This is a genomic window from Nostoc sp., from assembly GCF_036917355.1.
Taxonomy (GTDB): Bacteria; Cyanobacteriota; Cyanobacteriia; order Cyanobacteriales; family Nostocaceae; genus Nostoc.
Map to the genome: position 1 here is coordinate 94984 of NZ_JBALDP010000062.1, position 22210 is coordinate 117193.

General features: G+C 37.4%; 7 protein-coding genes. All 7 read right to left on the reverse strand.

All coding sequences use genetic code 11. The features are described 5' to 3' along the window. Positions 1–99: 99 nt before the first annotated feature. The 7 genes from V7K53_RS18955 to V7K53_RS18985 all read right to left on the reverse strand — a co-directional run bounded on the left by V7K53_RS18955 (position 100) and on the right by V7K53_RS18985 (position 22205). Positions 100–1479 (reverse strand): cytochrome P450, encoded by a 1380-nt coding sequence (locus tag V7K53_RS18955; RefSeq protein WP_335199007.1) that lies wholly within the window; start codon positions 1477–1479, stop codon positions 100–102. Next, entirely contained in the window at positions 1479–5591 is a 4113-nt protein-coding gene (locus V7K53_RS18960; RefSeq protein WP_335199008.1) for a non-ribosomal peptide synthetase, read from the reverse strand. Before V7K53_RS18960 ends, V7K53_RS18955 begins: the two co-directional genes overlap by 1 nt. 189 nt (positions 5592–5780) lie before the next feature. Beyond that, positions 5781–6539, reverse strand: coding sequence for a class I SAM-dependent methyltransferase (locus V7K53_RS18965; protein ID WP_335199009.1), 759 nt, complete (start codon positions 6537–6539; stop codon positions 5781–5783). Positions 6540–6644: 105 nt separating this feature from the next. Then, on the reverse strand, positions 6645–11267 hold the full coding sequence (locus V7K53_RS18970; protein ID WP_335199010.1) for a type I polyketide synthase: 4623 nt from the start codon (positions 11265–11267) through the stop codon (positions 6645–6647). Between the two features lie 33 nt (positions 11268–11300). Next, complete coding sequence (locus tag V7K53_RS18975) at positions 11301–15686, reverse strand: type I polyketide synthase (protein ID WP_335199011.1); 4386 nt, start codon at positions 15684–15686, stop codon at positions 11301–11303. Positions 15687–15719: 33 nt separating this feature from the next. Continuing rightward, on the reverse strand, positions 15720–17399 hold the full coding sequence (panP, locus tag V7K53_RS18980; protein WP_335199012.1) for a pyridoxal-dependent aspartate 1-decarboxylase PanP: 1680 nt from the start codon (positions 17397–17399) through the stop codon (positions 15720–15722). A gap of 129 nt (positions 17400–17528) precedes the next feature. After that, positions 17529–22205, reverse strand: coding sequence for a type I polyketide synthase (locus V7K53_RS18985; RefSeq protein ID WP_335199013.1), 4677 nt, complete (start codon positions 22203–22205; stop codon positions 17529–17531). Positions 22206–22210: the final 5 nt, after the last annotated feature.

The window sequence follows — 22210 nt, forward strand, 5'->3', positions numbered from 1 at the left end:
ACTCCGATGATTTATAGATATTTAGCTAGAAAAGAACAAATTCAAAAATCAGAATTTTCAGAAATATATATCAACAGAATTAAAAATCAAATTCATTAGTTAAACTAAACCAACAGCTAACGGCTGCGACTTTCCTTGATCTTGACGCCGACCACACATAATCATTTTCACCCCACTTGCCGGAGAAGAAATTAAACCTGCAAATTTGGGACGCTCTGGGCGCTGACTGACCAACTCTAATTGGTAGCGTGAAAGAATGGTTGCTAATATAAGTTTCATTTCAAATAGGGCAAAACTCGCGCCAATACACACACGAGAACCGCCACCAAATGGTAGAAACTCGTAGGGAGAGAATTGTTTTTCTAAAAAACGTTCTGGCTGGAATTCTTTTGGATTTGGATATAAATCATCACGCTGATGGGTAGAATAAATATTACCAAGTAGTATTGTGCCAGGATGGAGTTCGTAGCCCATTAACTCAATTGGAGATTCTACCAACCTGGGAAATGTAAACAATTGGGTTGGGTAAATTCGCAAAACTTCGTTACAAACAGCACTTAAATAGGGGAGTGCAACAATGCTCATAGGGTCTGGATTTTGACCAAGACTATCAAGTTCTTCTAGTAGTTTCTCTCTAACAGTTTTTAGCCGATGAATCCAATATAAAGACCAACTGATAGCAGTTCCCGAAGCATCACCAGCTGCAAATATAGGTGATAATAGCAGGTCACGCACCTCTTCATCACTTAATGCTTCACCTGTTTCATCACAAGCAAATATCAGATCGCCAAGTATATCAGTATGTGATAAATCTGCTTGCTGGCGACGTTCTTTAACCTCAATAGATAGCAATTGAAAAAGTTCTCGCCGGAGATGAAGCAGATATCCCTGTGGACTCCATCGACCTAAATCTTTTTCTTGGAAAATCTTGCTAAAAATCTTAATTATAAGAGATTGCCTATCGAGTTTAAGCAAAGATGCAAATAAATGCTTAATTTTGTCATAGCGCTCTCCTTCCTGCAAACCAATTACCCTTTCTATACCCACTTGAAAGGTAATATCTTCAATCACCGGGTAGGCAACAAAAGGTTTTCCAATCATCTGTTTATTCATCATCTTTTCTGTGATTTCACAGATACCTTGACCACAGGCTTGCATCCGCGCTCCATGAAAAGCTTGCATTAGGAGCTTACGCCGATTTTTATGAATTAAACCATCAAGTTGCAAGACTCCTTTATTTCCGGTTATGAAGGCGAAATCTTGGTTTAATGCACCGCTAGCTGTAATTTCTTTGGTATTTGTAAAAACTTCTTTTATCCCTGAAGGATTGCTGATGTAAACAATTGGTGTAGAACCAGACATTACAGTAACGATATCACCATAACGTTTGGAAATAGCATCTAAATAACCAAAGGGATTAACCTCGAATTGTAGACCTAGCAACCATAACGGTGTTTTAAGTTCTGAGGGAAGTTTCATTAGTCTTTTTTACTCCCATTATTTATGACATTGCACGCAGCACGATCAATACAATTTTTCAGATGTTTGGCTAATTCCTGAATATGAGGTTCAACGAAAACCGAGAAATGATCGCCAGGAACTTCAATTACTTGAATGGGTTGATTAGAATATTTACCCCAACCTAATAATGGGTCATCAGTATTCCATTCTGGATTGTCAAAGTCATGAATAATCTTCTCCTTGGCTCGAAATAGAGTTATAGGCTGAGGATAAAGTAGCGGAACATAATCTCGCATGGCTTGAACATCAGCTTTGAAAAGTTTGTAATAGCTAATAAAATCTTCAATCTCTGTATCAGTAAAGATGAAATTTGCTTTTTTATTAATTAACTCGAGTTGCTCATTTAGTGACAACTGTCGAAGTTCTTCAAAAGGAATTGAAAAATCTATATTATTATCGGTTTTTATTGATTCAGCCATGCGGAGTAAAAACTTTGCATCATCATCTTTTGTAGATTCAATGCGTGTTTCTAAGAGGATGGCATCAATAACAACTAACAAATCTACCGTTTCACCCTGTCTTTGTAATTGCTGCGCCATTTCAAAAGCGAGTACACCACCGTAACAGTGACCACCTAAAAGATAAGGACCATTTGATTGTACTTTCCGAATTTCTTGGAGGTAATTATTTGCTGTCTCCTCTAATGAGAGAATTTCAGTTTTTTCTTTGTCAGGGGTATGTTCTAAGGCGTAAAATGGATAATCTTCACCAAGCCTTCTGGATAACTTAAAGTAATTATTAATACCGCCACCAGCACCATGCATACAAAAGAAAGGTATCTTGGAACCAGAAGAGTTAATTGCTACAATTGGAGAATTAGGATTTTGGTGCGATCGCTGGCCAATAATAGGAGCAAGTTTTTCAATTGTGGGATTTTCAAAAAGAGTAGATAGGCTAAGATTATGCCCGAATTTATCTTGAATTTGAGCCATTAAGCGCACAGCTAAAAATGAGTGACCACCCAAGTCAAAGAAATTATCTGTAATGCCGATGAGGTTAGTATTTAAGAGGTTCTCCCACAATTTTACTAATGATAATTCTGTAAAATTACGAGGAGCAATAAAAGATTTAGTAGTATTTTGTCGGATAACTTTATTTGTAGAAAGAGAACGCTTATCTACTTTGCCATTAGGTGTAAGTGGGAGTGTATCTAATACCACAAAGGCAGATGGAAGCATATAATTAGGTAATTTTTGCTGTAAATAAGACAACAATTGTGTAGCTATATCCTGATTATCTGTAACAACATAAGCAATCAAACATTGATTTTCTTGCTCATCATTACTGGCAATTACAACAGATTCTTGTACATCTGAATGCTGTCTAATAACAGTTTCAATTTCACCCAATTCTACACGAAAACCTCTGATTTTTACTTGCTCATCATGACGACCCCAGTATTCAATATTACCATCATTCAGATAACGTCCTAAATCGCCTGTTTTGTACAGCTTTCTTTGGGGAACAAAGAGGTTATCGATAAATCTTTCCTGAGTTAATTCCAGACGATTTAAATATCCCCTTGCTAATCCGTCACCAGCAACATAAAGCTCGCCAACAACTCCTACAGGTGTTGGTTGTAAATTGCGATTTAACACGTAGACTTGAGTATTATCGATAGGACGCCCGATGGGGACACTATTTGCTTGATCTTGTAATAAACTTGTGTCGTAGTAAGTGGCGTTGGCTGAAACTTCCGATGAGCCATAAAGGTTGATTAATTTTGCAAATGGCATTAATTCTCGGAAAGTTTTAGCTAAGTTAATAGATAGTGCTTCTCCGCTAGTTATCCAGAGTTTTAGTTGTGATAATTTTTTGGTTAGATGATGGTAATTATCTATAACTAAACGCAGTAGTGAGGGTACAAGTATAATACGGGTAACTTTGTGATGTGCTAAAGCTTCTATAAATAGCTGTGGGTCTAATATAGTTGCATTACTGATAATTACTGTAGGAATTCCCTGAAGTAAAGGAGCAAAAATTTCCCAAACAGAATCTACAAAACTAATAGCTGTTTTCTGACAACAAACTTCTTCTGGGGTGAAAGGATAAGTTTTCCATAACCAGTGTAAGCCATTTACTGTACCGCGATGAGTTCCAAGAACGCCTTTAGGAGTTCCAGTTGAGCCAGAGGTGTAGATAATATAGGCAAGATTATCAGCTTTTAAGATGTTAAGGGGGTTTTCTAGACTTTCTTGAGCAATTTCGTCTTTTTGAATATCTAAGCAAACAGTTTTAGCTGAAGATAATGATAGTTTTTTTAATATTTCCTGCTGAGTTATTAATATCGATGCTTGAGAATCAGAGAGCATAAAATTTAAACGCTCAACTGGATAATTTGGATCGAGTGGAATGTATGCACCGCCAGCTTTGAGGATAGCTAAAATCCCTACCACCATATCTACAGAGCGTTCAAGACATAGAGCAACTAAGGTTTCTTTTGTTACGCCCTGTTTTTGTAAATAATGTGTAAGCTGATTAACTTTACAATTAAGTTGACGATAGGTAACTTCTTCTAATTGACTAATTAATGCTGATGAATCAGGTGTTAGTTCAACTTGCTGTTCAAATAATTGAGCCAGAGATACATCTTGATAGTCTGCATTAGTTTGATTAAAATTTAGTAATAATTGCTCTTGCTCAGAAGCATTTAGTAGCGATAACTCACAGATACCTTGCTCTGGATTAGCAAGAACATTTTCTAACAAAGTCTGAAAATTGTTAATAAAATTGGCAATTGTTGTTGCATCAAAAATATCTGTATTGTACTCCAAGCATCCTGTCAAATCATCTTGAAACTCAAACATCGATAGGAAAATATCAAGTTGAGATGTGCCGCTATCAAACTCTAAAGTACGCAAATTTAATCCAGATACTTCTTGTACAGATGTTGGAGTATTTTGCAAAACAAACATGACTTCATAAAGCGGATTTCGGCTTAAGTCTCGTTCGGGTTGCAATTCTTCTACAATCATCTCAAAAGGCAAATCTTGATGTGCATAAGCATCGAGAGTTACCTCACGAACCCGATGTAAAAGTTCGCAGAAACTAGGATTGCCCTTGAGGTTATTACGTAATATTAAAGTGTTAACAAATAAGCCCAACATTCCTTCTAATTCGGATCGATTACGGTTGGCAATTGGAGAACCAATCACAATATCTTCTTGGTCTGTATAGCGATATAATAATATATTAAATACTGTCAGCAAACTCATAAATAAAGTGGCATCTTCTCGCTTACTTAATTGTCTGAGCGCATCAGTCAAGGCTTTTGAGAATGTAAAGTATTGCTTGGCACCAGCAAAAGTTGTGACGCTAGGTCGTGGGCGATCTGTGGGTAATTGGAGTACGGGAAGTTCACCGCTTAGTTGTTGCTTCCAATAATTTAATTTGGTTGTAAGGAATTCACCTTGAGTGCGATCGCGCTGCCAAATGGTAAAGTCTGCATACTGAATAGGGAGTTCGGGTAAGGGAGAAGGCTGATTTGTAGAGAAAGCCGCATACAGCGTTGACAACTCTCGCAAGAACACACCACAAGACCACCCATCTGTAATGATGTGGTGCATGGTAACAAGCAAAACGTATTCTTCTTCACTCAAACGTAGTAAACTTGCTCTGACTAAAAATCCTTTAGCTAAATTAAAGGGTTTTGTTGCTGACTCAGCTACAAGTTTTTTTACTTCTCCTTCCCAATTTTGACCAGACAAATGCTCAAGATTAATGATAGGTAAATCCCAAGTTAAATCTGATGCGATTTCCTGTATTGGTTCTCCATTTACAAGTGTAAAATTTGTGCGCAAAATTTCGTGACGCTTGAGAATTTCATTCAAACTTTGCTGAAGTACTGCAATATTCAGTTGTCCTTTTATATGAAAAGCGATAGGAATATTATAGAAAGCGCTTCCGTGGTAAAGCTGGTCAATAAACCATAGTCTTTGTTGGGAGAAAGATAAAGGAATATTCTTAGATGTTTGACGTTTGGGAATAGTATCAGCTTGAAATTTTCCTCCTTTCCATTTTTCTAAAAGGGCTTTTTTTGCAGGTGATAAGTTAGAGTGCTGTTTGTTCATTGGTAATATATAATTAAAAGTTATTTTTAGCGATCGCAGTCATATTTGATTTGTAATTTCATAAATCTAGGAAATACAAAGCTTTTATAAAACTTCTGCTTGGAAACTCTTTCTCTGCGACAAAAAATATTTAATTTTATACAAAGGTGCAGAGAGAAGAGTTTTCACAAACGATTTAGGATTGCTGTATTACTTAAGCGGGGTTTTCTGACAAACAAAGCAAGCTATATCTTCACTCTCTCCAAAGTCTCTAGTATTGTAATAATTGAATTCTGTAAAGCCCGCATCTTTTAAAGCTGACTCTACTTCTGCTAGAAAGTGATCTTTTCTTAACCAAATGGTGTCTGAACGCTGCCATTGTTTTTCTATCAATTCAAACCCTGTGACTTTGATTTCCCACATTCTTTCTTCGGGCTTATAGGAGAACAACTCCATTAAAGTGCATTCATCATTGACATAAACAATGTTAAAATTGTTTTTTTGAGCGGCTTCATGTAGCCAATCTGTTATTGGTATGTTGAATACAAAGACGCTACCATCTTTAAGTGCAGCATATACGTTTTTAAATACCGTTTTTAAATCTTCATTGTTTTGGATAAAATGGAGAACATCATTTGCCAAAACTGCATCGAAGATGGGTTGTAACTCAAAATTACGTATATCACTAAGAATAAATTCACTTTCAGGGGCGTTTTCTCTAGCGTAGTTTAGCAGCCCTTCAGAAGCATCAATTCCAGTAACTTTATATCCTTTAATGTTAAGCTGTTGGGCTAAATAGCCAGAACCACAACCTAGTTCAAGAATATGCGCTCCCGTAGGAAGTTGTGATAAGAATATTTGCTCTAAAGCAGGTATTATACCTGCTAATAAATCTTCAGGTGTATTCTTGAATTCGTTCTGCAAGCGAGCGATTGGTTCATAGTTGGGGAGAGTATTTACTAGAGACATGGAGTATTTTTCCTGTTTTTTAAATGAAGGTTTTCAAGTTTTTAACAAACCGCAGAGGCGCAGAGGGCACGAAGAGAAGGGAGAAAGTGTATGCTTCTTGTAACTTTATTTGTTAATTAAAAGAGCTTCTACTTCTTCTTCAGATAATTCTTCTATTTTTTCTAATAGAAGTTGCTCAATCATTTCCGCCTGCTTGGTTGGAATCATGGCTTGTAATAAAAGGTCACGCAGTGGTAAATCTATGGGAAATTTTGCTCTCAATCGAGAAACTAATTGACTTGCAATCAGAGAGTCTCCTCCTAACTCATAAAAGTTGTCATAAATACCAACTTCTGCAATCCCAAGTACCTCTTGCCATATTTCCGTAATTTGTTTTTCCAACTGATTCGTCGGAGAAACGTAGGAATTACTAAGTTGAGGTCTGGAATAGGATGGAGATGAATCTAATTGATTAGAAGATTTTGCATTTGCTAAATCATCAAAGTTAGATGCATAATTCTGTCTAGCCTTTATATCTACTGTAGAAACAATAATCTGAGTTCCTTTCTCTAAGGAGAATATTCTTTTAAATACTTCTATAGTTTCTGCGGGAGTAATGCCCAATTGCACACCAGATGCTTTTCCTAGCATTTTTTGCTCTTGGGTAAGATTTAGGTGTAATTTATCCCAATTTATAATATGCCATGACAAAGAATTATTTCGGTTGTGTCGGTTAGCAAAGCTATCTACAAAATGATTAGCTGCCGAATACAAACCTAACCCAAATCCCCCTAAAATGGAAGCTAAAGAAGAAAAAATAATACAAAAATCTAACTCTCTATTTTGTAAAATTTCTTCTAATACAGTAATCTTACGACGTTGGCAGTCAAATAAATTTTCTAATTCTATTTTACCAATTTCTGGAATCGAACCAAATATTTTTTCACGATTGATTCCAGTTGAATAAATAACCCCGTTAATTTGCCCAATCTTATCAGATGAAAAGCATTGATGCATTTGTTCATAATTAGTTGGATCTGCACGCATTACTAAAAAATCTGCACCTAATTTCTCTAATGCCAGCAATTGTTTAATTTTGTAGCTTACTTCATCTTCTTGAGTGTGAGTTACAAGCCATTGCGATAAATCATTATTTTCTGGAAAACTTAAATCTTCAATAAATATTAGTTTTGCTTGGAAAGTTGTTGTTAAATACTCTGCAAGGAGAATTTCAATACTTTCTAACCCAGCTGGAAACAGGTAAACACCTTGTTTTTTAAATGGTATTTTCTCTTCAAATGTTGGCTTTAAAGCAATTGGTTCAAATGTTTGTACCCACCTATAGCAACCACGATAAGCAACAACTAAGTCTGAGGATGGAGATGTTAACTCACTTAAAAGTTTGTCAACAATATTATTTTCACAGTCGCCTTGTTTTTTCTCTACATCTAGGTGTTTAGTTAAAGCAATATCAATACTTCGACAGATTATATTAGGATACTCTTGAGAAATTACCTTACATAAACCTAACAGTGTTGCTTTCTCTGGAGTTATAATTTCACTTCCATTAACTTCTTGAATATGATTAGATACAACCCAAAGTTGCAAGCTTTCGCTAGTTTTCAGTTTTCTGAGGCTCTGTGATAGGAATAGCAGACTCTTAAATTCTAAATAATTACCTATTTGAATATTTTCACTACTAGTTACACTCCATAGGTAAGCTATATTTTGCGGGGTTTTGCCGAGTGAGATTAATTCTTGGAATAATGTATTATAGTCTTCGCTGGCACATGGATTAATTGTATAAATATCTTCAGATAGTTTATTAAAATGCTCTCCCTGCTTAACTATAATTACATTTATTTTTTGGCTTTTTAATACATTAATTAGGTTTTGAGTTACTCCCAAATCATCAACAAAAAATAACCATTCTTTTTGGGTAACGTCTGTTTTAGAAGAGGATGGGTGAGTGAGTAAAGAGCGTTTCCAGGAAGGAACATAAAACCAGTTTCTAATATCTTGTTTATGATCTAATGTTATTGGTTTACTATTTAAATTAGGTGATGAAGATTTGGCATCAATCCAATACCTTTGCCGTTCAAAAGGATAGGTAGGCATAGGTAAACGATGACGCTGTTCGTGGGTATAAAATCCAGACCAATTGATATCTACACCAAAAAGCCACAACCGACCTAATGTCTGCAACAAAAAGCTGACATCCGATTGTTGCTCTTTAACATGGGGTAAGGAAGTTAGTATGTATTGTTTAGCATTTTTATCTAAATGCTGTGTGCTGAATGTGCTTAAAGTTCGCCCTGGCCCTACCTCTAGCAAAACACCTGCAAACTGCTTTAATAGTTGAGATATACCATCAGAAAATCTCACAGTTTGTCTTAAATGTTGGCTCCAGTAGTTAGGATTTGTGGCTTGTGCATCTGTAATCCAACTACCAGTCACATTGGAAATAAAGCTAATGCGTGGTGGATTGAGTTTAACTGTTTTCAGAAATTGCACGAACTCTTCTAATATTGGTGACATCATTTGCGAATGAAATGCATGAGATGTATGCAACAGCCGACATTCAACACCTTGAGAAAATAATTGATTTTGTAGTGTGGCGATCGCTTCCTTTGTCCCAGAAACTACGCATGAAGTTTTGGTATTAATTGCTGCTATCTCTAGAGAGTTTTTATACAACATCTCTGCACCTAAGAGCGATCGCACTTCTTTTTCTGGAAGTGGGACTGTCAGCATCCTCCCTGGAGATAGCTGTTGCATCAGTTGTCCCCTTTTTGCCACAATTGCTAGAGCATCTTCAAGAGAAAATACACCTGCGATCGCTGCTGCTACATATTCCCCGATACTATGACCAATCATCGCTTCTGGGCGTACACCCCAAGACATCCACAACTTAGCTAGGGCGTACTCAATCACAAATAACGCCGGTTGGGTGAGCGCTGTTTGCTGTAGTTGCTGGTTAGCCACTTCAATCTTTTCAAACTCTGGAAAGAGTAAATGACGGATATCAAGACCGAGGTGAGGTTGCAAAATTTCGGCACAATTATCTATATGTCTGCGATATGTTGGTTCGACTTCATATAGTTCCCGACCCATATTTGCATATTGTGACCCTTGTCCTGAAAACATGAAAATGACAGGCTGTTCTCTATGCTCTTGACATATAGTAAAAATTCGTTCTTGCTCTTGTGTTTCTAAGATGTTGACAGCATCTTGAACACTCTCACACACCAATATTCGGCGATAGTTAAAAGCTCTCCGACCCGCCTTTAAAGTATAAGCTGCATTAGCTAAATTTATATCTGGATGTTGTTTTAAATACGTAAGCAGATTTCTAGTTGCAGTTTCTAATGCTGTGCTAGTTTTGGCTGAGAGTAACAACAATTGCGAAGGTCTAGAATCATCAAGATATTCAATTATAGGAGCTTCTTCAAGAATTACATGGGCATTAGTTCCACCAAAACCCAAGGAACTAATTCCTGCTCTTCGGGGAGTATTATTAGTTTTCCACTCGGTAAGTTCAGTATTAACGTAAAATGGACTGTTTACAAAATCAATCTCAGGATTAGGAACTTCAAAATGGAGGCTAGGAGGTATCTTTTTATATTTTAATGCTTGTACAGTTTTGATTAGACTTGCTATACCAGCAGCTATATCTAGATGTCCGATATTTGGTTTAACTGAACCGATAGCGCAGAAGCCATTTCTTTGTGTAAAAGCACGAAAAGCCTTAGTGAGTGCAGCAATTTCTATCGGATCTCCAGCAGCAGTTCCAGTTCCATGAGTTTCTATATAAGAAATATCATCAGCATCGATTCCAGCATTTGCTAGAGCTTCTACAATAACTTCAGCCTGACCATTTACACTAGGTGCTGTATAGCTAACTTTCAAGGAACCGTCATTATTGATTGCTGAACCTTTAATAATTGCATGAATGTAATCTCTATCTGCAATAGCATCTTTTAATCTTTTTAATACGACTATTCCAAGTCCGCTGCCGAAAATAGTACCCTGTGCTTTAGCATCGAAGGCTCGACAATGACCGTCAGGAGATAAAATCCCGTCCTCTTCATATAAATAACCTGACTTTTGTGGGACTATGATTGTAACCCCACCAGCTAAAGCAATATCACATTCTTCATCTAATAGGCTTTTGCAGGCTAAATGTAAGGCAACTAATGAAGTAGAACAGTAAGTTTGGACTCCTACACTTGGCCCTTTTAAATTTAATTTATATGAGATATTTGTGGTCAAAAAATCTTTATTAAAGGTATAGTTATTGGAAATATCTCTGGAATTAACGTTGTTATATATATTATTAAAAAAATAAGTATTTGTGCTAATGCCAGCATAAACTCCAATCAGACCTTCATAAGTTTCTGGGTCATATCCAGCGTTTTCAAGAGCTTGCCAAGCACATTCTATAAAGAGCCGATGTTGGGGGTCAATTAGTTCAGCTTCTTTAGGAGAATAACCAAAGAATCTTGCATCAAAATACTCAATATCTTCTAATACAGGTGCTGCTTTAACATAATTTGGATCGTGTAAAACTTCCTCTTCCAAATTTGAATTTACTAAATCCTCATTAGAAAAAAATGAAATAGATTCAACTTTATTTTGGATATTATGCCAAAACTCATCGATATTTTTAGCACCAGGTAAACGACCAGACATCCCCACTATTGCTATATCTGGATTTGCTATTTGTTCTTGTACTATTTCGGTACTCATGATTTGATGAACCAGATAAATTAACTTTATATTTTAGTTAGTTTGCATTCTCATCTGTCTTCTTTTTTGTCCTCGACTCAGCCTTTGCTCAAAAGCATTTTCCTGAGACTCTTCAGGAGTAAAAATCTTGATCATAGAGCTTATATTCGGACACTCATAAAGTTTTGCAATCGAAAGATTTGAATTAAATACCTTATTGACGATTGTCATAAGTTGAATACCTACGAGAGAATCACCACCAAGCTCAAAGAAGTTATCATAAATTCCTATGCGCTCAATACCGATAACATCTTGCCAAATCTCAACTAGGTTTTGCTCATTTTTATTTCGAGGAGCAACATAATCGTTATTTAGTTCGGGTCGAGAATATTTTAGTTTGGATTGATTAACAGTTTCTAAAAATTCTATGGTTTGTGTATTGTTGTACGAATTGTACTGTTTGAGTACATCCAATAAGTCAGAGGTAGATATTACAAATTGGGGCATTGGATTTCCCAAAATACGGAGAAAAATATCTATACCTTCATTAGGTAATATACCTTGCTTAAGATTTTCTAATCGTAATTCTTGGAGTCTTTGGGGCAGTTCTGTATTAACTGCCATCCCAACTTCTTGCCAAGTATCCCAGTTAATACTAGTAGTAAATCTACTCTGCTTTGCACTATTATAGTGAGCAAAAGCATCAAGAAAAGCATTTGCTGCACAATAGTCTACCTGTCCAAATTCCGCTACAATTGAGCTATTTGATGATGCTAGAATAAAGAAATCTAGCTCAATATCTTTGACAATTGTATCAATAATTATTGTCCCCTTTACCTTCGGAGCCAGAATACTTTCTGCTTCTTCTTGAGTTTTTCGCTGTATTACACCGCCTCCAGGAACTCCGGCAGCATGGATAACACCATTTAGTTGACCAAATTGTTTTTGAGCTTGTGCGATCGCACTTTGCATTTGCTCTACGTTGGTGACATCCGCAGCGATCGCCAAAACTTCTGCACCAAAATCTTCAAATTCTTGAACTTTGCGAATCTTGCAGCTAATACTATCAGTCTCATCATGAGTAGCAAGCCATTGCAACCACTCATCTTTTTTAGGTAAAGCAGAACGTCCTACTAACAATAATTTGGCTTGTAAAGTTCGAGCTAAGTATTCTGCCAAAACAAGCCCGATACCTCCGAGTCCACCTGTAATTAAATAGACTCCTCTTTCTCGTAGTCGAGGCTTTTCAATTTTAGCTTTATCAAAACGTACTGGCTCAAAACTCTGCACCCAACGATTTAAACCTCGATAAGCTATTAACTTTTCAGAATTATCAACCGTCAGTTCTGCCAGCAAATTTTCTACAAGTTTTTCTTCTTGCCAACTACCGTTGGGTGGAAGGGTAACATCAATACTACGACAGTTGATATTTGCGTATTCTTGAGAAATAACTTTAATTGGGCCTAGCAAAGTAGCTTTCTCTGGACAAAGTACTTCACTCCCCGTTACGGGCTGTAGGTTGTTAGAAATAACTGTGATTTTAAAATCATCAGTAGTTTCTCGTTTGCCCAAAGCTTGGGCGATAAATAGTAGACTATAAAATCCTGTCTCTTGAGCTTTATCAGCTACTTCAATCTCTAAATCTTGATTACAAATAGCTGTGACATTCCATAAATGAACTATCGTTTTTGGAAGCTTGTTTTCTCTAAAAATTTCTTGAAATAAAATATCGTAATCCTGATTATTTTTAGGATTAATAGTATATTCAGACTTGCCTCGTATCGTAAATTTGTCCCCAACTCTGACAGTGATTACATCCTGGTTTAGTTGTTCTAATTTTTTCACCAAGTTAATACCTAAGCCACACTCATCGATAAATACCAAAGTGCAAGATTTTTCAGTTGCTAATTCTTGGCTGTCGAGTTGTACTGGAGGTAAAGAAGGCTTCCAAAAAGGAATGTAAAACCAGTCTGCTACATCAGGTTTTTTACCCAATAATACTGGAGCGTGATTATCATCTTTTCCTTGTTTTTTCGCATCAATCCAATATCTTTGTCGCTCAAAGGGATAGGTAGGCAAAGGTAAACGATGACGCTGTTCTTCGGTATAAAATCCCGACCAATCTATATCTACACCAAAAAGCCACAATTGACCTAATGTCTGCAATAAAAAGCTTACATCTGATTGTTGCTCTTTGGTAGGGGGAAAAGAAGCTAATACATACTGTTTAGCATCGATATCTAAATGTTGCTTAGTTAATGTACTTAAAGCTTGTCCCGACCCCACCTCTAGAAAAACGCCTTCAAACTCCTCTACCAGTTGAGAGATACTATCGGAAAAATTCACAGTTTCTTGTAAATTTTGGCTCCAATAATTGAGATTTGTGGCTTGTGCATCTGTAATCCACCCACCAGTCTCATGGGAAATAAAGCGAATGTGGGGTGGATTGAGTTGAACTTTTTTGAGCGATCGCAGTTGTCCCCTGTTTGCTATGATTACTAAGGCATCTTCGAGAGAAAATACACCTGCGATCGCACCTGCTACATATTCACCGATACCGTCACCAATCATCGCCTCAGGGCGTACCCCCCATGAAATCAATAACTCAGCCAGGGCGTACTCAATTACAAATAATGCTAGTTGGGTGAGGTTAGCTGCGGTAATTTCTTCTGACTCTAGAAACAGTAAATCGCGGATATCAAGACCGATATGGGGTTGCAATATCTCGGCGCAAGTATCTACATATCTGCGAAATATGGATTCAACTTCGTATAGTTCTTTACCTATGTTTGCATATTGTGCCCCTTGCCCAGAAAACATGAAAATTACAGGGCAACGACTTGGTTTCCAGTGGTAACTAAAAACACGTTCTGGGTCTTCATTTTTCAGTAATTTAACTGCATCGTTCAAGTCTTGGCAAACTACCAGCCGCCGATGGTCAAAAGCTCTACGGCCTACTTGTAGAGTATAAGCTACATCAGACAGGTTGATATTGGGATGTTGCTGGAGGTAAGCCGCTAAATTTGCAGTCGCACTTTCTAAAGCCGTGCTAGTTTTGGCTGATAATAATATCAGTTGCCAAGGACGAGAAGCACTAGATGCTTCCATTACTGGAGCTTCTTCTAATATTACATGAGCGTTAGTTCCGCCAACCCCAAAAGAACTGACACCTGCTCTGCGGGGTAAACCGTTAGTTTTCCACTCAGATAATTTGGTGTTTACATAAAAAGGACTGTTGGCAAAATCTATCTCTGGGTTGGCTTTTTCAAAGTGTAAGCTTGGTGGTATTTGTTGATGTTTTAATGCAAGTACTGTTTTAATTAAGCCTGTCACACCAGCTGCTGTATCCAGATGCCCAATATTGCTTTTTACTGAACCAATAGCGCAAAAACATTTTTGATTTGTGCTAGCACGAAAAGCTTGTGTGAGAGCCTTGATTTCAATGGGATCTCCCAAGGGAGTTGCAGTTCCATGAGCTTCAACATAAGAAATCGTATCGGCTTCAATACCAGCTAAAGCAAGTGCTTCTAAAATTACTTCTCTTTGACCGTTAACACTAGGCGCTGTATAACCAACTTTTAAAGAACCATCGTTATTGATCGCTGAACCTTTAATTACAGCATGAATAAAGTCTCCATCTGCAACAGCATCAGCCAACCGTTTCAACACAACAATTCCCAAACCATCGCCGAATACTGTTCCTTTCGCATTAGCATCGAAAGTCCGGCAGTGACCATCAGGAGAACAAAGAACCCCCTCTTGATACTGATAACCAGATTTTTGGGGTAGCTTTGCAATGGAAACACCACCAGCCAAAACTATATCGCTTTCTCCATTTAGCAAACTTTGACAGGCTAAATGTACAGCTATTAATGATGTAGAGCAGTTATTCTGAACATTTATACTTGGCCCAGTAAGATTTAACTTGTAAGAAGTTTGCGTGCTTAAGTTATCTTTTTCATTACCAATAAAAATACTTAAAGCATCTACTGACTGCATTAAATCTTGATTTGAATATAAGTTTGTAAATAAATAATTGCTGTTAGTGACACCAGCGTAAACCCCAATTTTACCTTTGTATGATTCGGAATCATAACCCGCAGATTCCAAAGCTTCCCAGGCAGATTCTAAAAACATACGATGTTGTGGGTCTGTGATTTCAGCCTCTCTAGGGGTGAATCCAAAAAATGCAGCATCAAATAATTCGATACCTTCCACAATGCTGCTGGCTTTCACATAATTTGGATCGTTTAGTAAAGTTGGCTCTATGCCCGCAGCTAGAAGTTCTTCATCTGTAAAATGAGAAATTGACTCCACTCCATCTCGCAAATTATCCCAAAAAATATCAACATTGTTTGCACCTGGAAAACGGCCATTTATACCAATAATGGCTATTTCATCGTTATCATCAAAGTTATCAAACTCCTGAGAATTATTCATAGAAAAACACCTAAATAAACTTCTTTACAGCAACTATGCTAGGCTCTGAGTGGCTTCTAAGGAATCTGACATTGATAAATCTAAAGCAATCTGAATTTGGTCATTTAGTACTGCATCAATATCATCTTTAGTCGTAAGCGGATTGGCGATTACTGCACGAAGGGCAGTAACAGAAATTTCTTTTTCTAAATACGTAATTGTTTTTGTTGTGCGTGAGATAAAAGTGCGACCAGCTTGACGCTGAGTTTTTTGCAGGCGCTCATTGAATACATTTATTTGTTGATTATCAATTTCTGTTAATTGCTTTTTAACTGCAAGTTCTCTGAAAGATTCTGGAATGTAGCGGTAAAGAAGCAGATTTATATCCGGTTGAGATAGTAATTCAAATTCAGGCATGGTAGTGATTTGAGCAGCCATATATTGTGTCTTTTCGATGCCTGCATCAATCAAAAATTCATAACCTTTAAGTCCTATTAGATGTAGCCCAGCATGTAAAAATAATGCCATCCCACCTCGAGAACCTTCTAAAGCTCGTTTACCCAAATCGAATGAACCCTTACGCATGGTATAGCTAGCATTTTTTTCAATTGATGAAGCTAAGTACGGTTCGCGCATGAATACCATGCCAATACCCATAGGCAAATACAGCTGTTTGTGCCCATCAATTGTGATTGAATCAGCGCATTCAATACCAATAAGTTTTTCTCGATGTTGTTCGGAAAAAATGAGTGGGCCACCCCAAGCTGCATCTACATGAAAATGAACATTTGCACCTTGGGCGATATCTGCTATGTCTAAAAGTGAATCTATATTACCAGAATCCGTAGTCCCAGCAACGCCCACGATCGCAATAATATGCAAGTTTTTGCTCTGACAATCTGCAACAGCCTGACGTAAAGCTGGTAAGTCTACTTGGTTATTAGCATTAGTAGGAATTTTTATTAAACCATGTGTACCTATGCCTAATAAATCTGCGGCCTTGTCAAAAGAATAATGCATCAATTCAGAGCCAACGATCGCGGCTCCTTGATAACCATAGTAATCTAAAGCTGCTGCTAAACCTTCCTTTTCTACACCTGCAAAACTATTTTTTGCACCTAAAGATTTATTACGAGCGCACCAAAGTGCAATGATGTTTGCTGCTGTACCACCAGAAACCAATATGCCTAAAGTACTTTGGTTATTTTGGATATGTTCGGTATAAAATTCATCAGAAAAATTATAAATTAATCTATGCATCATTGCCAAAGCCTGACGCTCATAAGGGCTAAAAGCTTTGGCTGTTTCTATTTTGACAACATTTTGGTTCATTGCTGTCATCAGTTTTGCGATCGGTCGCACAAAACAGGGAAGTGCAGAGGTCATATGACCAATAAATCGTGGTGAAGATGTATGTATTGAATGATTAATAACACTATTTGCTAAATAATCAATATAGTTATCAAAATTAGCAGGATTAATGGGAACTTGACTATCAACAAAGGTTTCTACTAATGCATTAAAATCGATATCTGAATTAGTATTAGTTGCGCTTAAAAAATCATCAACCAAAGTATCAGTTTGAATATTCATCTTAGCTTCTATAGAGACTAAGCTATTAGATGGCGCAAATAATTGCATCACTTCATTTGCAACTGCATACTTTGGTGTTATCTCATTTTCAAAAAAGAGGTTCTGCTTATTTTTTTCTTGTTTTTGCTGACTTAATGCCATTTGATACTCCAGAATATATCTTGGTTCTTTATTGCCTTACTACTAACCACTACCAACAATGCGAGATTCTTTCAAGTAAGTTTGTAGTAAGGACTTTAGTCTTTCTTTCCCAAGCAGTTATTAAAAGTACTAACTATCTTCAATTAATGATGTCCTTCGATGATTTTGCCTGGCTTGTTTGCGACGCTTAACTGAAGCAGACCTCGTTTGAGTCCGGTAAGAATCTTTTTGATAAACAGCCTCTTGATCGTTACTTAAAAACTCCGCAAGTGAACTAATGGTAGGTCTTTCATAAATGCTGATTATCGGAATATGAGTATTTAATTGTTTTTGTAATTGAGAGATAACCTCAACACCGATTAGAGAACTACCTCCCAAATCAAAAAAGTTATCATAAATACCAATCTTTTCAATTCCCAGAACTTTTTGCCAAGTTGTAGCAACTATTTGTTCTACATTGTTGCTAGCTGGGACATACTCGTTTTGTAAGTTTGCTCTGGAATGGAGTGATAAACTATCTCGACTATTTGATGATTCCTTGTTTTGTAAAAAGCCTCGTTTTATCCATTGCTCAATTCTGGGTTGTAATTCTCCCGCAGAAACAACAATCTGAGGAGTTTTAGTTAGAGATAATACACGGCTAAAGACTTCTATCCCTTCTTGCCATGTCATGCGTAATTTTTCCAACGCTACTCCCACAGTTATATCTTGTATATCGTTTTCTTGAGATTGCCAAGTATCCCAGTTCACACTAATACAAGGAAACAAATTTATCTGGTTATGCTTGTGAGCATAAGCATCCATAAAAATGTTAGCAGCAGAATAAGAAGTTAAACCTAAACCTCCTAAAACAGATGATGAAGAAGATGTGAATAAACAAAAATCTATTTTCTGACCTCGCAAAACCTTTTCTAAAACAAATAGTCCATATACTTTGGGATGAAATTGTGATTTACTTTGAGCCTTAGAACTTTCTTCAATAGTGTAATATGCATCGTCATTAATTCCGGCTGCGTGAATTACACCATGAATTTCACCAAAGCGTTCATTAACTAACTCTATAGCCGTTTGCATTTGCTGTTCATTAGCTACATCAGCAGCGATCGCCTGAACTTCAGCACCTAATTCTTCAAGCCTCATCACTTTTCTAAGCTTCTGGCTAACTTCATTAGATTCCTCATGAGTTAGTAGCCATTCAGACCACTGATGTCTTTCAGGGATGCCATTTCTGCCGATTAAAACTAACTTAGCCTGTATTGTTTTCGCTAAGTATTCTGACATTGCTAAACCAATGCGGCCAAGCCCACCAGTAATTAGGTAAACACCCCCTTTTCTCAGCTTAGTTTTTTTGATAACGCCTTCATCTAGATGTGCAGCCTCGTAAGTTTTAATCCACCGATGATTGCCACGATAAGCAATTAAGTTATCAGTGATTGGGGCTGTAAATTCAGTAAGCAGTGAGTCTATAAGAGTTTGTGACGGCTTATTTTTAGAGTCTAGAAGTACGATATCAAAGCAACAGCAAGTTATGTTGAGATACTCTTGAGGAATTACATTGCATGGCCCTAATATAGTTGCCTTCTCAGGGCATAAATTCTCACTACCAGTTATATCATGTAGATTACTGGTGACAACCATCAACTTGATTGGGTCAATTATATTCTGTTTTGCCAAAGCTTGTGTCAGAAATAATAGACTATCAAAACCAAGATTTTGGCAATCTTCAAAAAACTCATATTGTGTTTGTGGCTCCAGCTCTTGACTAGGTAAGTTATCGTTAGGAGTAACGCTCCAAAAATGTGCGATCGCTTGTGGAATCAAGCTCTGTTCTTGTAGCGTTTGAAATAAGGTATCATAGTCATCCTTCTGTTCAGGATTGATTGTAAATGTACACTCATCAAGCTTGGTAAATTTATCTGCAACTCTAACTAAAATCACCTCACGAGCGTGTTGTTTGAGTCGTTCGGCAATTTCTGCTCCCACTCCAGATGTATCAACAAAAATTAACCAACGTGACTTTTCTTCTAGCAATTTATTCTGCTGCAAAAACTCAGGTGGTATCGATTCTTTCCAGCGAGGAATGTAAAACCAGTCAGCAATATCTGACTTTTTATCAGAAGTTTTTGGCGACATCATTGCCAAAGTCGCATTTCGATTTACCTCAATCCAGTAACGCTGGCGCTCAAAAGGATAAGTAGGTAAAGGTATCCGATGACGCTTTTCATCTACATAAAAACCCGACCAATCAATTTGAATTCCTACTAACCAAAGCCTACCCAAGGTATTAAGTAAAAATTCTACATCTGATTGTTGCTCTTGAGGATGTCGTATAGATGTTAGCGCTATAAGTTTATCTATTTGATGTTGTTTAACTAGACTAGTTAGCGTCCGTCCTGGCCCAACTTCCAACAGTATTGGCTCTGACTGTTTGAGTAACTCAGATATTCCTAAACTGAAGCGTACTGGTTGCCTTAAATGTCTAGCCCAATAGTTAGGATCTGTTGCTTCAGTTGTGGTAATCCAAGTTCCAGTAACATTGGAGATAAACGGAATTTTTGGGGGATGAAATTTTACTTTTTCTAATAACTTGATGAAAGTCTCAACGATCGGTGACATCATGTGAGAATGAAAGGCATGGGAAGTATGCAAACGTCTACAATTTACACCTATTTGTTGTAGCTTCTGTTGTAATTTATCTATTGCTTCTGTCGCACCTGATACCACACAGGAAGAAGGTGCATTGCTTGCAGCTAAAGAGATTTCCTTTTCTAATAGTTGTTGTACCTCTTGTTCTGGCAGCGGAACCGAGAGCATAGCACCAGCAGGTAACTGTTGCATTAGTTGTCCTCGCATTGCAACTATTCCTAAAGCATCTTCTAAAGAAAAAACTCCAGCGATCGTTGCAGCTACATACTCCCCGATACTGTGACCAATCATCATCTCAGGTAGTACGCCCCATGCCATCCATAACTTAGCTAGAGCGTACTCAATCACAAACAATGCTGGTTGAGTAATTGCCGTTTGCTGCAACTTTTGTGTTGCTTCTTGAGCTTTTTCGGCGCTGGGATAGAGAACTGTACGCAGGTCTAATTCTAAGTGAGGTTTGAGCAGTTCACAGCAATAATCAACTTGTTTTCTAAATACGATTTCATTCTCATATAATTCTCGACCCATATTCACATATTGCGAACCTTGTCCAGGAAACATAAACCCAACAGGCCGATTACAAGGTTCTTGGTAATAAGTAAAAGCTCTTTGAGGATCTTGCAATGCATTAATTGCATCTTCTTGATTTTGACAAACTACCATTTGACGATGGTTCAAAGTCCAGCGACCTAACTGCAAGGTATGAGCAACATCTGCAAGGTTTAAATCTGGATTGCTTTGTAGGTAATTAGCCAGGTTTTCTGTAGCAGTTTCAAGAGATGTACTCGTTTTAGTTGAAAGTAATAATAATTGCCAATTCCGAGAAGGACTAGAAGATGGAGTTATAGGAGCTTCTTCTAAAATTATATGGGCGTTTGTCCCGCCAAAGCCGAAGGAACTAACACCCGCACGGCGAGGAGTGCCGTTAGTTTTCCACTCCGATAACTTATTATTTACATAAAAAGGACTATTGGCAAAATCAATTTGGGGTGATGGTTCTTCAAAATTTAAACTGGGGGGAATTTTTTTGTGTTTTAAGGCTAGTACAGTTTTAATTAAACCTGCTACTCCAGCAGTTGAGTCTAAATGCCCAATGTTGGTTTTCACAGAACCAATGCCACAAAATCTCTTGTTCTGAGTTTTAGTACGAAAAGCTTGTGTTAACGCAGCAATTTCCACGGGGTCTCCTAGAGAAGTTCCGGTTCCATGCGCTTCAATATAGCTAATGGTATCAGGTTCGACTTCAGCCATAACCTGAGCTGCTCTTATTACCTTGGCTTGACCATTTACGCTGGGTGCAGTGTAGCTAACCTTATCAGATCCATCGTTATTAATAGCAGAGCCTTTGATAATAGCATGGATGCAATCGCCATCTGCGATCGCTTCTTCTAAACGCTTTAAAACTACAAGACCCAAACCCCTACCCTTTACTGTTCCCGCAGCCTTAGCATCAAAAGCACGGCAATGTCCATCAGGAGATTCAATTCCTCCGTCTTGATATAAATAACCTACTGCTGTTGATATTGAAACTCCTCCTGCTAAAGCAATATCACACTCACCACTGAGCAAACTTTGACAGGCTAAATGTACAGCAACCAATGAACTTGAGCAAGTAGTTTGAACCGCATAACTTGGCCCTTGCAAATTTAATTTATAAGAAGCAAGTGTAGTCACATAATCTGGAGAAGTCCCCTTTTCTATCTGCTTATCACCCACAGAGGATATAAGCTCATAATTAGAATAAATGTTAAGTAGATAACTGCCAAAACTTGTACCAGCGTAGACCCCAATAGGCTTTTTATATATATTTGAACTATAACCGGCATCCTCAAGTGCTTTCCATGAATGCTCCAAGAAAAAACGCAGTGAAGGGTCCATGACTTCTGCTTCTCTGGGACTGATGTCGAAGAATGAAGCATCAAACAAGTCTATACCTTCGACTACACCCTCTGCTTTAACATAATTGGTGTCGCTGAATAAAGCCGCATCTACACCTAAACTTTTTAATTCTTGATCGTTAAATCTATGTATTGACTCTACCCCATCTCGGAGATTGTGCCAAAATTGCTCAATATTTTCAGCCTCTGGGAAACAGCCACTCATTCCAATAATAGCTATTTCCAGACCTGTTCTATTACTTAATTTTTCTAAACTTTCCATAATAA

Bases quoted from the DNA above. Each gene is read 5' to 3' on its own strand.
- V7K53_RS18955 (WP_335199007.1), bottom strand. From the start codon at position 1,479: ATGAAACTTCCCTCAGAACTTAAAACACCGTTATGGTTGCTAGGTCTA.
- V7K53_RS18960 (WP_335199008.1), bottom strand. From the start codon at position 5,591: ATGAACAAACAGCACTCTAACTTATCACCTGCAAAAAAAGCCCTTTTA.
- V7K53_RS18965 (WP_335199009.1), bottom strand. From the start codon at position 6,539: ATGTCTCTAGTAAATACTCTCCCCAACTATGAACCAATCGCTCGCTTG.
- V7K53_RS18970 (WP_335199010.1), bottom strand. From the start codon at position 11,267: ATGAGTACCGAAATAGTACAAGAACAAATAGCAAATCCAGATATAGCA.
- V7K53_RS18975 (WP_335199011.1), bottom strand. From the start codon at position 15,686: ATGAATAATTCTCAGGAGTTTGATAACTTTGATGATAACGATGAAATA.
- panP (WP_335199012.1), bottom strand. From the start codon at position 17,399: ATGGCATTAAGTCAGCAAAAACAAGAAAAAAATAAGCAGAACCTCTTT.
- V7K53_RS18985 (WP_335199013.1), bottom strand. From the start codon at position 22,205: ATGGAAAGTTTAGAAAAATTAAGTAATAGAACAGGTCTGGAAATAGCT.